Source organism: uncultured Clostridium sp., from assembly GCF_934754925.1.
In the GTDB taxonomy this organism is placed as follows: domain Bacteria; phylum Bacillota; class Clostridia; order Clostridiales; family Clostridiaceae; genus Clostridium.
In genome coordinates this window covers 1-13849 of record NZ_CAKVJA010000025.1, presented here as the reverse complement: position 1 = coordinate 13849, position 13849 = coordinate 1, and the positions used below count along the sequence as shown (strand labels likewise).

The 13849-nt window shown below is 26.7% G+C and carries 10 protein-coding genes and 2 tRNA genes; 9 read left to right on the top strand and 3 right to left on the bottom strand.

Annotated features, from left to right (window positions below):
* Positions 1–88 precede the first annotated feature (88 nt).
* From Q0G30_RS09165 to Q0G30_RS09140, 6 genes are all read left to right on the top strand, one after another.
* The gene (locus Q0G30_RS09165; protein WP_294389109.1) at positions 89–898 is read left to right on the top strand and encodes a MetQ/NlpA family ABC transporter substrate-binding protein; all 810 of its coding nucleotides are present in this window, start codon (positions 89–91) and stop codon (positions 896–898) included.
* A gap of 201 nt (positions 899–1099) precedes the next feature.
* Entirely contained in the window at positions 1100–2059 is a 960-nt protein-coding gene (locus tag Q0G30_RS09160) for a YkvA family protein (protein WP_294389107.1), read from the top strand.
* Positions 2060–2110: 51 nt separating this feature from the next.
* Positions 2111–2746 (top strand): ribonuclease H family protein, encoded by a 636-nt coding sequence (locus tag Q0G30_RS09155; protein WP_294389105.1) that lies wholly within the window; start codon positions 2111–2113, stop codon positions 2744–2746.
* Between the two features lie 81 nt (positions 2747–2827).
* Complete coding sequence (locus Q0G30_RS09150; protein ID WP_294389103.1) at positions 2828–3010, top strand: YtxH domain-containing protein; 183 nt, start codon at positions 2828–2830, stop codon at positions 3008–3010.
* A 165-nt stretch (positions 3011–3175) separates the two neighbouring features.
* Entirely contained in the window at positions 3176–4477 is a 1302-nt protein-coding gene (locus Q0G30_RS09145) for a helix-turn-helix transcriptional regulator (protein ID WP_294389101.1), read from the top strand.
* A 16-nt stretch (positions 4478–4493) separates the two neighbouring features.
* Entirely contained in the window at positions 4494–5753 is a 1260-nt protein-coding gene (locus Q0G30_RS09140) for a tetratricopeptide repeat protein (protein ID WP_294389099.1), read from the top strand.
* Between the two features lie 338 nt (positions 5754–6091).
* On the opposite strand, the gene Q0G30_RS09135 is transcribed toward Q0G30_RS09140, so the two are convergent.
* Entirely contained in the window at positions 6092–8158 is a 2067-nt protein-coding gene (locus tag Q0G30_RS09135; RefSeq protein WP_294389096.1) for a helix-turn-helix domain-containing protein, read from the bottom strand.
* 206 nt (positions 8159–8364) lie between these two features.
* On the opposite strand from Q0G30_RS09135, the gene clpB reads away from it, so the two are divergent.
* The gene (gene clpB / locus Q0G30_RS09130; RefSeq protein WP_294389094.1) at positions 8365–10965 is read left to right on the top strand and encodes an ATP-dependent chaperone ClpB; all 2601 of its coding nucleotides are present in this window, start codon (positions 8365–8367) and stop codon (positions 10963–10965) included.
* Positions 10966–11013: 48 nt separating this feature from the next.
* Here clpB and Q0G30_RS09125 read toward each other — a convergent pair whose 3' ends face one another.
* Together Q0G30_RS09125 and Q0G30_RS09120 are read right to left on the bottom strand one after the other, a co-directional pair.
* The gene (locus Q0G30_RS09125; protein ID WP_294389092.1) at positions 11014–12195 is read right to left on the bottom strand and encodes an MFS transporter; all 1182 of its coding nucleotides are present in this window, start codon (positions 12193–12195) and stop codon (positions 11014–11016) included.
* Positions 12196–12538: 343 nt separating this feature from the next.
* Positions 12539–13456 (bottom strand): aldo/keto reductase, encoded by a 918-nt coding sequence (locus Q0G30_RS09120; protein WP_294389090.1) that lies wholly within the window; start codon positions 13454–13456, stop codon positions 12539–12541.
* 169 nt (positions 13457–13625) lie between these two features.
* Here Q0G30_RS09120 and Q0G30_RS09115 point away from each other — a divergent pair.
* Both Q0G30_RS09115 and Q0G30_RS09110 read left to right on the top strand, forming a co-directional pair.
* Positions 13626–13699 (top strand) — tRNA-Gly (locus Q0G30_RS09115).
* A gap of 74 nt (positions 13700–13773) precedes the next feature.
* Positions 13774–13847: transfer RNA gene (locus tag Q0G30_RS09110), tRNA-Arg, on the top strand.
* Positions 13848–13849 lie beyond the last annotated feature (2 nt).

Below are 13849 nucleotides of genomic sequence, written 5' to 3'. Positions count from 1 at the left end.
AGAAATATTTTAAAAGTTTTAAATTAAAATAAAAGCCAAATAAAGAAAATTAAAATTTTATATATTAAAATATCAGGGGGAAGTAAATATGAAATTTAAAAAAATATTAGCAACAGTATTAAGTGGAGTTTTAGCATTATCAGTAGTAGGATGTGGAAGTAAAGGAGATACTTCTTCAAATGATGACAAGAAAATTGTAGTTGGAGCAACAGCAGTACCACATGCAGAGATTTTAGAGCATATTAAACCATTATTAGAAAAGCAAGGGTATGAATTAGAAGTTAAAACATTTGATGATTATTCTTTATTAAATCCTGCTGTTGATGAGGGATCTTTAGATGCAAACTTTTTTCAACATGTACCTTATTTAGAAGAGTCAATTGAAGCAAAGGGATATGATTTAGATTATACTGTTAAAGTTCATATAGAACCAATGGCATTATATTCAAAAAAGGTTTCTGATATTTCAGAGATAGCTGATGGAGCTGAAATAGCTGTACCAAATGACCCATCTAATGAAGCAAGAGCATTAAAATTATTAGCTGATAATGGATTACTAGAATTAAACGATTCTGAACTTCCAACAGTTAAGGATATTACTGCAAATCCTAAGAACCTAAAGGTTACAGAATTACAAGCAGAACAATTACCAAGAGTTTTAGAAGATGTTGAAGCTGCAGTAATTAATACAAACTGGGCATTACAAGCCGATTTAAATCCAGTAAAGGACTCTTTAGCTATTGAATCAGGTGATTCACCATATGCTAATATTTTAGCTGTTAAGAAGGAAAATAAAGATAGTGATAAAATTAAAGCATTATCTGATGCTTTAACTTCAGAAGAAGTAAGAAAGTTTATTGAAGAAAAATATGATGGAAGTGTAATTCCTGCTTTTTAGGATAAGTAGTTTTTTTAATTAGATATATTAAAATTAAGGTCATTGCATATATAAGGCAATGACCTTAATTTTATTGATTTATTAATGGTAAATAACACCTTTAAAAAAATTGCTATATGAAGTATACTTTATATTATGTATCGAATATATAGAAAAATATTACAGATGCATAAAAGTGTGAGGAGAGGAAAAGGACAAGTTATGAATGTTTCAAATATTAATGTTGGATTAACTGGAGAAGATTTATTAAGTATATATAATGATTTTGTATCAATAAAAGAGCTTAATATAGAAAGTATAGAAATAAAGGAAGATATAAGAATAGTAGGTTCATTTACTAAAGGTATTGTTATAAAGTTTGAGTGTAGATTTAAACTAAGTTCTATGGAAAATGGATTAATAAGGGGAGAAGTTACTGGATTTAAGATTCTTAATATAGGAATAGCATCGTTTTTAAGAAAAATTGTATTAAAGTTTGCATTAAAGTCTTTAAGTGATATGGGAATAAGCTATGATAATGGTAAAGTTATTATACAATATAAATATTTATTAAAGGATATTCCATATGTAGATTTTGATATATATAGTATATATTGTGCATATGGAGCTTTAAATGTAGAATTAAAAAATATACAAGTATCTTTAGGGGGAGAATTAAAGAAAGAAATAGAACTTTTAAAGTTTGAAAAAGAAGATAAGGCAGAGTTTAAGGAAGAGGAAATAAAGAAAACACAGGATTGTTATACTAAAGGAAGAGAAAAAATAGGTAATAAGTTACCTGAAAAAGCTAGAAAATATAAGGATTATATATTTATATTATCTGATGTAGCTGCATTAATATATAGATTGCTTAAAGATAAGAGAGTAAGTATGAAAACTAAACTTATAATATCAGGAGCAGTTGCTTATATTACAGTACCAAGCGATTTAATACCTGATAAGATACCACTTATCGGAAAGATTGATGATATAGCAATTGGAATATTTGCATTAAATGTTATAATGACAGATGTTCCGTTAAATATAATATTAGATAATTGGCAAGGAAAGAATGATATACTAATAGTTATTAAGAGTGCAATTGAATATGCAACTAACTTTACTGGAGCTAAAAATATAGATAGTATTTATAGGGTGATGGAAGAAATTTTATCGGTTTAAAAGTAAAAATAAACAAAGGAAAAGTCATTAATATTTATCATATAGGAAAGGATGATTATTTTGAAGTACTATGCTGTTTATAAGGGAAAATCAGGGGCACCTAAAATATTTACTTCTTGGGACGAATGTAAAAAAGAAGTTATAGGATTCAAAGGAGCTATATATAAGAGTTTTACTACAGAAAAAGATGCTATTAATTTTATTGCATTAAATGCAGAAGGTAAGAAAGAAGAAAAAGTTGAAGAAGCAATAGAAAGTGAAGAAGGGCTATTTATATATGTGGATGGAAGTTTTGCTGTTGATAAGGCAAATTATTCTTATGGATTAGTAGCTGTTAAAGATGGTGAAATAATATATAAGGATAAGGGTAAGGGCTTTGATAAAGAAGCTGTTTCCTTAAGAAATGTCTCAGGCGAGGTTTTAGGAGCAAGAATGGCAGTAGAATATGCTATTGCAAATGGCTTTAAAGAAGTTACTATAGGATATGATTATCAAGGTGTTGAATCTTGGGCGCTAGGAACTTGGAAAAGAAATAATAGAATTACTTCTGAATATAATGAGTTTATGCAAAGTAAAATGAAAGAAGTAAAGATAAAATTTAAGAAAATAAAAGGACACAGTGGACATAAATATAATGATTTAGCTGACAAATTAGCAAAAGAGGCTCTAGATATAGGGGTTAAGTAAAAAATAAAATTTAAATAAAAATAATACATGATTATTTTTCCTTAAAATACACATAATATTTTTATAAATCAATATAAAGAGGTGTTATTTTTGGGAAAAGTAATTAAGAGTTTAGCAATAGGTACTATTTTTGGAATAACAATTGGAATGATGGTTTTACCAGAGTTGGATAGAAAGACTCAAAGAAACATCAGAAGAACTAGTAAAAAACTTAGATGTGCGGCTGGAGATGCCTATGATAATATATTAGATTATATAAATTAACATTCAAACTGCTATAGAGCTCTATAGCAGTTTTTGTATTATTTTAAATATAATTGAAATTAAAAGTCAAAAAATATATTTTTTTTGGTACTCCATATGGTATAATGGTAAATATAATAAGAAAGAATTGAGTTTATATAAATATTTGTAAAGGAAGATTATGCTATGGAGATACTTACTTTAGGTGAAAAGATTAAAAGACGTAGAAAAGAATTAGAAATGACACTAAAGGATTTAGCTGGAGATAGAATTACACCAGGGCAAATAAGTTTAGTTGAATCTGGAAGATCAAATCCATCTATGGATTTATTAGAGTACCTAGCAAATTCACTACAGACTTCGGTAGAATATTTAATGGAATCTGAAGAAACACAAGCAGAAAAAATATGTGTTTATTATGAGCAAATGGCAGAGACATATATATTAAATAGTGATTACATAAGTGCAGAAAAATATATAGAAAATGCACTATATTATGCAGAGAAATATAATTTAGAATATAGAAAAGCTAAAAATTTATCTTTAAGAGCTAATATTTATAAAGAAAAAGAAGAACTAGTTTTAGCACAACAATTATATTTATCAGCAAATGTAATTTTTATAAAAAGAAATAATTATGAGCAAATTATCAATACGTTTCTAAATTTAGGTAAAATAACATTGAGTTTAAAAGCATATCATTCTGCTACAAGTTATTTAAAGCAAGCAGAGAAAGTATATTTAGACAATAATGTAGGAAATGATTTTATTTTAGGAGAAATATATTATCAGATGGCAGAAAGTTATTTAAAAATTGATAATATAAAAAATGCCATAGATTATACTTTTTTAGCTAAACAGAAGTTTGAACAAGTTCAAAATAGAGAAGAGTATGGTAGAACATTAATGATATTATCAAAAGAGTATAATAAAAAAGGGGATATAGCAAATGCTATTAAATATTCTAAAAAAACTTTAGAAGTATATAAGGAATTACAAGAAGAAAAAAATGTATCAGCTATTGAAAATAATTTAGGAAAATTGTTCTTTGAATTTGATAACCTTGAAGAAGCATTTAAGCATTATCATATAGCAAAGGAAATAAGAATGAGAAATAAAGATGCTGAGGTAATAGAAACTTTAATTAATATATGTGAAGGGTATATTAAAATAAAGGAAATCAGTAAGTGTGAAAAAGTTCTTTCTGAAATTGATAACCTTATTGATGAAAGTAACTTAGAGCAAATAATAGAAAAAAATATTTTACGCTATAGATTATATATAATAAAAGAGAAGTTTGATGAAGCGGAGTGTATATTATTAGAAACATTTAATATTGCAAAGGCAAATGCATTAAATAAAAAGGCAGCTGAAATAGCAATATTGATTGGAAGATATTACATTGGAGAAAAGAGAGAAGCTGAAGCAGCTAGATACTTAGACGAGGGTGTAAGTATCTTTAGAAATTTAGGCATATTGAATAATTAATTATCTGGGGGTAGCCATGGAAATATTATCAACAGGAGAAAAAATTAAAAGATCTAGAATTTATAAAGGAATAACATTAAAAGAATTATGCGGTGATAAAATTTCTATTTCAAAAATGAGTTGTATAGAAAATGGAAAGATTAAAGCTGATGAGGAGTCTATTAGATATATTGCGGAGAAGTTACAAGTAGATTATAATTATTTGGTAAGAGATGTATATGAACAAATAAAATATAATTTAGAAGAAATAAAAAAGTTAACTTACTCATTTGAAAAGTTAGAGAATGTAGTAAACTATAACTTAGAATACGCATTTAAATATGGATTTAATGATTTAGCATTAAAGTTAACTCATTTTTTATTTGAATTATATATTGATAATAATAAGATAGAAAATATTCAACTTTTAATTTCTAAATATTATGATTTATATCAATCAAGTCAATGTAATGAAGAAATTATTGTTTATTATAATGATATGGGAACATTCTTTATGAAAACAGAAGAGTATCATGAAGCAATAAGTTATTTTTCAAGAACAAGAGAAACTTATGAAAATAATTATATAGATGATAAAGGTAATTATATTTATGCATGTTTTTATGAAGGAATTTGCTATAAAAATATTAAAATGATAGAAAAGGCATATGAATCTTTAAAAAGAGTATTAGAATTTGTAGATAGATTTAATGATAAGGCTAGAGGCGATTTTTATCATGAATTTGCAGTTTTAAACATTCTATTATATAAAGTTGAAGCAGAGAGATACTTAAATAAAGCTTTCGAGTATAAAAGAAATGATCCAAAGGAGTTAGCTAAGTTCAAAGGAAAAAATGGGAAAATGTATTTTGAAGTTCAAGAAGTTGAAATAGCTATGAAAGAAATAAAGGATGCAATAGAAATTTACCCAAGAGAAGATAAAAAGGGTTGTGCTGAATTTTTAATAGAATGTATTAATACATTATATAATAATGGAAAATATGAAGAGGCTTTCAAATATGCTGATGAAGCAATAGATTTAGCTATTAATATAGATGAAATAGAACTTATTGAAAAAGGATATTATTTTAAAGGAATGATATATCAGAAGAGAGGTGAGTTCATACAAGCAGAAATGTATATGAACTTAGCTACTGATTTTTTATTTAGATTTGCTAGTAGTGAAGATAGGTATAAGAGATATAATGAGATGGCTGAATTATACTATAATTTAGGAGAATTAAAGGAGTCTGTTAAATACTTTATATTAGCTATAAATATTGAGAAAAAATTATAATATAAAAAATAGAGAAGTTTTAAACTTCTCTATTTTTTATATTATAATCAATTATTTACTGTCATAATAAAAAATTAGTTATCGTGATGTAGAAGATTAGACATCCAAATCCAAAATGACCACTTTGATTTAGTATCATTTAATAGTGATGGATTAAAAAATAGCCCTCTCATAAAAAACTTCCTTTCATAAAAACAATTTATACTATTAGTATAGCTTAAAAATAAAAATAATATATTCATGTAGATGCTTTAGTTTTAGTACAATAAGTGTTAATTATATAGAAGTAAGTATATATAAAAAGCATAAAAACACCTAAAAAAGGTGTTTTCAGTACATTATTTTATATTTTTTAGTACTATTAGTTTAGCACCATAACCTTTAAGTTCAGTAATTATATTTAAGACTGAACTTTTTTTAGAATATTTAAATTCTATTTTAGGATAAGATGCCTTATGAAGAATTTCCTTTTCCTCTTTGCTAAGTCTATCAGGAGAGCCCATAGCTAACCAATAATTATAGGATGAGCCTATGGATTCATTAACTTCATAGGTGATAATTCTAGTAGAATTTTTTATATTTACGATATTAAGCGAATATTTTCTTTCAAAAGATTTTTTTACACCACCTTGTTGGTATATATCTTCATAACTAACTAATGTATTAACATCATCGTTATGAGAGTATAAAAGAATAGCATAATAGTTATCGGATTTTGTAACAATATATCCATCATCAAGTGCAATTATATCATTACCCAATTTGCTTAATAGATAATATGCATAATATGAGGGCTTTCTAATTCCCATATCATTGACTATACCTGGAGCTCCTATGAATACTTCATTTGTAATGTTTATTTCTTTCTCAAGAACATCAAATGCTTTAAGAAAGTTTAAGGAATTACTTTTGAAAATAGTACTATGAATTATATATGGAAGCATATAAGCTGTATCATATATTGAATTTAAATCAGATTTAGATGTAAAATCAACTTCACAAACTTCTAATTCATAAGAGTTTTTTATATAATTACGTAAATTATATTTGATTTCTTTAGATAATCTAGAATCAAATTGAAATTTAAAATCAGTAACCTCAACTATGTCTAATTCTGAAAAATACTCTAAAAAGCTACTTAAAATATTAATATATTTTTCTAAGGAATAATCTAAATTATCAAGTAAAATAAGCGGTTTTAAATAAATATTAGATAAAAATTCTAATACACCCTTTGCTTTGTTCCAATTATAAAAATCAGAGTCTAAAAATACGCCCATATCACTATGAAACATTTTTTCAAGACGGCCATATTCAAAATGTATTTCTTCTTGTATTTCCTGTAATATATCTTTATTATCTTCAATTAAAAGGTCAAAGGATTCTCCTAAATTAATATACTCTTTAAAATCCTTTTCTAATGGATTTAATATTTTATCAACATCAACATGAATATTCCAAAGCTTATTTTCAAAATTAAATCTATTATAGTTTTCTAAGCTATAAGAAAGGGTTTCAAGAGCATCGTTAAGAGAAAGCTCTATAAATTGTTTAGATAAATCATATTCTTGCTCTGTAGTAGCATATTTTTTCCTATATTGAAGAGGAGTACAACCATAATAATACTTAAAGTTTTTATTAAAGTAACGTACATGAGAAAAACCTATTTCATCAGATATTTCAGAAATACTCATATCGCTATCTAATAATAGTTTTATAGATTCTTCAATTCTAGTTAAGTTAATTAAATCTGTAAAGCTGTAACCAGTAGCATATTTTATCTCATGAGATAAATAATGTGGACTTAAGAATTCCTTTTTTGCAATTTCTTGAAGCGTAATATTATTATTATAGTTATTATATATATATTTAGAAATTCTATGGTATCTAGCTAATTGATCTGTTTTTTCTTTTAATTCTTCTTTTTCATGAGTTAAATAATGAAAGTTATTAACAAGATGATAAAGAAGTGTTATAAGAAGTTCTTCTATTTCTTCATCATAATCTTCCAATTTTTGAACGTATTCACAAAGTATTTGAGATAAAATGGTTTTTAGTTCTTCATATTCAGGACCATTTTGATCTTCATCATCATTGGAGTTAGTATAGAAAAATATATTATTTATATCTTTGTAATATTTCTCAAAGAAAAATGGATCTATATTAAAAATTAATACTTTATTATCATCAATTCCTTGAATTTCATGAGATTCATCTGAATTTATTATTTCAACTTCACGTTCATTTAGAGTAAATGAATCTGTATCTATTTTAATGTGTAAAGAACCCTTTAAAACATATATAATCTCAATTGAATTATGCCAATGAGTTGGATAATTTTTTATATTTAAATATGAGATTTTTATAGGCAAATCAAAGGGATAATTTATATATTCTCTTCTCAAAATTTCACCTCTAATTTCTATATATAAATGTATCTTGTAAATATTATAACAATAACTACCATTAAAAACAAAAAAATATATAAAAAGTGGTATAATATATTATGGAATAAAAAGTAAAAAATAAAAATAAAATTTACTTTGACTTTCTTTGACTTTTGTATTAAAATAAAATTAAAGTTAAGAATACTAATAAGAGGTGAGTAGAAATGAATGTTGAAAGAATGACATTAAGAGTACAACAAGCACTAAATGATGCAAATTTAACTGCAGTAAAATATAATCATCAACAAATAGATGTTATTCATTTATTTTCTGCATTAGTAGAAGCTGAAGATGGATTGATCCCAAATATCTTCACTAAAATGGGAGTAAATGTGAAGATGATGATGGTTGATATAAAAAATGCTCTAGATAAAATGCCTAAGGTTACAGGTGATGGTGCAAATGGATCAGGAGTTTATATAACAAGACAAGTAGATGAAGTTCTTGTTAAGGCTGATGATTTAGCAAAGAAATTTGGAGATTCCTATATTAGTGTTGAACATTTAATGTTAGCTATTATAGACGTTGATAAAAATGGACCTACAAAGCAAATATTAAATAAATATAATATAAATAAAGATAATTTTATGAAGGTATTATCAGAGGTTAGAGGAAGTCAAAGAGTTGATACCCAAGATCCAGAAGGAACTTATGATGCACTAGCTAAGTATGGTACTAACTTAGTAGATTTAGCTAAAAAGCATAAATTAGATCCAGTAATAGGAAGAGATGATGAAATAAGAAGAACCATTAGAATTCTTTCAAGGAGAACTAAGAATAATCCAGTATTAATAGGTGAACCTGGTGTTGGTAAAACTGCCATTGTTGAGGGATTAGCTGAAAGAATAGTAAGAGGGGATGTCCCAGAAGGGTTAAAAGATAAAATTATATTTTCTTTAGATATGGGTTCATTAATAGCTGGTGCTAAATATAGAGGTGAATTTGAAGAAAGATTAAAAGCTGTTTTAAAGGAAGTTCAAAATAGTGAAGGTAAAATTATATTATTTATAGATGAAATTCATACTATAGTTGGAGCAGGTAAAACTGATGGCGCTATGGATGCAGGTAATTTAATTAAGCCATTACTTGCAAGAGGTGAATTACACTGTATTGGTGCAACTACTTTTGATGAATATAGACAATATATTGAAAAAGATAAAGCACTTGAAAGAAGATTCCAACCCGTTATTGTTGATGAGCCATCCGTTGAAGATGCAATTTCAATATTAAGAGGATTAAAAGAAAGATTTGAAATTCACCACGGAGTTAGAATTCATGATTCTGCTATAGTTGCAGCAGCAAAACTTTCTGATAGATATATTCAAGATAGATATTTACCTGACAAGGCTATTGATTTAATTGATGAAGCTGGAGCAATGATAAGAACAGAGATAGATTCATTACCAGCAGAATTAGATGCAATTAGAAGAAGAATTGTACAGCTTGAAATAGAAAAAGAAGCCTTAACAAGAGAGAAAGATGAAGGTTCTAAGAAAAAGCTAGAAGCTCTAGAAAAGGAATATTCAGAACTTAAAGCTAAAAATGATGAAATGACAGCGAAATTTGATAGAGAAAAGGGAGCAATCTTAAAGTTAAAAGAATTAAAGGCAAAACTTGATGAGGCTAGAGGAAATCTTGAAGCAGCTCAAAGACAATATGACTATAATAAGGCTGCAGAAATTCAGTATGGTGAAATTCCTAGCTTAGAATCTGCTATTGAACAAATGGAAGTTGAAGTTAAGGAAAATTATGAAGGTGCTTTATTAAAAGAAGAGGTTACTGAAGAAGAAGTTTCACAAGTTTTATCTAGATGGACTGGTATACCTGTATCTAATTTATTAGAAGGTGAAAGAGAAAAATTATTAAGACTTGAAGATGAAATGCAAAAGAGAGTAATTGGGCAAGAAGAAGCTATTACATCTGTTACTTCTGCAATACTTAGAGCAAGAGCAGGATTAAAAGATATAAATAGACCTATAGGTTCATTTATTTTCTTAGGACCAACAGGTGTAGGTAAAACTGAGCTTGCAAAGACTTTAGCAAGAAATTTATTTGATTCTGAAGATAACATTATAAGAATAGATATGTCTGAATATATGGAAAAGCATGCTGTATCTAGATTAGTTGGAGCGCCTCCAGGATATGTAGGATATGAAGAAGGTGGTCAATTAACTGAAGCAGTTAGAAGAAAGCCTTATAGTGTAATATTATTTGATGAAATTGAAAAGGCACATGAAGATGTATTCAATATGTTCTTACAAATACTTGATGATGGTAGACTTACAGATAATAAGGGTAAAACTGTTGATTTCAAAAATACAATTATTATCATGACTTCTAATATAGGAAGTAGCTATCTTTTAGAGAATAAATGTGAAGATGGTATAGATCCACAAATAAGAGAAGAAGTAATGAATGAGATGAAAATGAGGTTTAAGCCAGAGTTCTTAAACAGAGTTGATGATATTATAATGTTTAAGCCATTATCTGAAACTGGAATAACTAAAATTATTGATATCTTTGTTAATGAAGTTGCTAACAGATTAAAAGATAGAAATATAACCTTAGATATTACACCAGAAGCTAAGCATATATTAGCAGTTGAAGGTTATGATCCAGTTTATGGGGCAAGACCACTTAAGAGATATATTCAAAATACTTTAGAAAATAAGTTAGCAAGATTAATTATTGCTGGAGAAATTAATTATGGCTCTAATGTTGTAATTGATGGTAAAGATGATGAAATTGTAATTACAACTAAATAGTTGGAAATAAGGCTATGTGTATTTTTAAATACCATAGCCTTATTTTTATTATGAAGTCTTATTAGATGAAATTAAATTTGAATTTAGAGGAAGTAATACTATAAAACCTATAAAGACTAAAATAGCAGAAGTTAAAAATGGTAGTTTATTTCCTATATCAAAGATGAATCCAGCAGTTAATGATCCAGTAACTTGCCCTATTGCTTTAGAAGAATTAAAAATTCCCATAAGAGAACCATAATTTTCTTGAGAAAGCTTTGTTATTATACTTTGTTGTAACGGAATATGTATACTTGCAAATGATGTAAATATTACGGCACAACTTAAGAATAAAATAACATTATTTGATATTACCATAAGAAATAATGAAACTATGATACATAGGGTTATAGTTTTAAAAACATTAATTTCCTTAAATAACTTTCCTAAAATAGGAGTAAAAATTAAATTTATAATAAAGCCAACTATTCCAACAAATGCAAGGAATCCACCTATAAATGTAGGAGGAAGCTTTAAAACATCTTCTATGTAATAATTAATAGTAGAGTTATAGCTTGTTGCTGCAAAGTAAAAGACAATAACTATAATAAACATAATTATTAAGTTTTTATTTAAAAGTTTTAAATAATGATGTTTATTATGGGGATTTATTGTTGTAGTTGTATAAGTTTTTTCTTTTTTAGGTTCTTCCAATAGGAAATATACTAAGGCTCCTAAAATTAAACATAATATAAATTGAGAAAAGAAAGTATATTTAAAATTATTGTTACCTATTATCCCACCAAGAAGTGAGCCTAGGGATGTGCCTATTGTGTTTGCAGCTGCATAGTATGTAATATACTTTGTTCTATTTTCTTTTGTTGTTATATCACTTAAATATGCCATTGATGTAGTTAAATAACTTACTACAAAAAAGCCACCTGTAAATCTAAATATTAGTATTATAAATGGATTAGTGTTAAAACCAAATCCAAGTTGACTTAATCCATAACCTATAGCACCTAGTATTAAAAAATTAATTCTTCCCTTTTTATCAGATAAAGAACCGAATAAAGGTGAACCAATAAAGTTACCAATAGACATTGCAGCAAAAAATAGTCCAAACATAAAGGTTGGTAATCCAAGTTTATTTATAAACATAGGTGTAACAGGATGAGCCATATTAAATGTAAGTGAACTAAACATAGTTAAAAGTATAATAAATATTAATGATTTGTTTTTAGTTTTCATTATTCCTCCTTATTTAATTGTTTAATATTATAATTTTTCTTACTATTAGATATTATGCTATACATGGTATAAAATCAAATGTTAAGAGTAATTTGCGGTTATTTATGAATTAATTTACATCTAAATTCATATTGAAATCTGAATATATAGAAATTTTAATTCACCATTTGAAAAATTAACAATAGAAGGTAGTGTTAGATTTTTAAAAAGTAAAGTTTTAAAGTATATTGATATAGTATAAATTATAATGAAAGATAAAGAACCGCAGTTTAACTGTGGTTCTTTATCTTTCTAAGGCTTATATTATAGTTTGTAATATACTATTGCTGCATAATTAAAATTTTTAAGGTAGTATATTACCAGCAGCTAAGTAAATTTCATACCATTCTTGTCTTGTAAGAGTTACATTTGAAGCAGTACAGATATCTCTTAAACGAGTTTCATTTGTAGTTCCAACAATAGTTTGTATCTTAGCTGGATGTCTAAGTATCCACGCTGTAGCAATAGCAGTTTTACTTACATTATATTTTTCAGCTATTTCAGCAAGCTTTTTATTAAGCTCAGGGAATTTAGGATTATCTATAAATGTACCTTCAAAGAATCCATATTGATATGGAGACCAGGCTTGTATATTTATATCTTTTAATCTACAATATTCTAAAATTGATCCATCTCTGTCAACTGAAGATGAATTTTTCATGTTAACATTTATTCCTGAATCAATAATTCCAGTATGCATAATACTAAATTGAAGTTGATTAATAGTAACTTTATTAGTTAAATATTTATTTAATAATTCTATTTGCATAGAGTTATGATTACTAACACCAAAGTTTCTAACTTTACCTTCGTTATATAGTTTTTCAAAAGCTTCATTTACCTCTTCAGGTTCCATTAATGTATCTGGTCTATGCAATAATAATATATCTAAATAATCAGTTTTCAATCTTTTTAATATAGAATCAACAGAATTTAAAATATGTTCTTTAGAATAATCAAAAAATCCAGGTCTAATAGCACATTTAGATTGAATAATAATTTTTTCTCTTAAAGATGCAGACATAGAAAGTGCTTCACTAAAAATTTCTTCTGACTTTCCTTTGCCATAAATGTCGGCATGATCGAAAAAATTAATACCACAATCTAAGGCTGTGTTAATTAAGCTATTAACTGAAGTTTTATCCATAGTTGAAATTCTCATACATCCAAGACCTATTTCGGATGCTTTAATATTACCATTTGCCATTATTATTTCTTTCATAAATATAATCCTCTCTATGATATGAATTGTTAATTAATCATTTACATTATATCATTCAGAGTCATTATAAGTCCATGTTAATGGGCTACTAAAAAAATAAATAAAAAAATGAAAAAATAGTGTTGACAAACATCGACAAACATAATATACTAAACAACGTAGTCGATGCGCGGGTATCGTATATCGGTAATACTCCAGCCTTCCAAGCTGGAAAGGTGGGTTCGATTCCCACTACCCGCTCCATTTTATTTGAATAAGAAACTCAGCAAAGTTGAAATAGTTCAAATAAATAAATGTAATGTTTAGATTTTCATTTTGCGTGTTTAGCTCAGCTGGATAGAGCAACGCCCTTCTAAGGCGTGGGCCAGGAGTTCGAATCTCTTAACACGCACC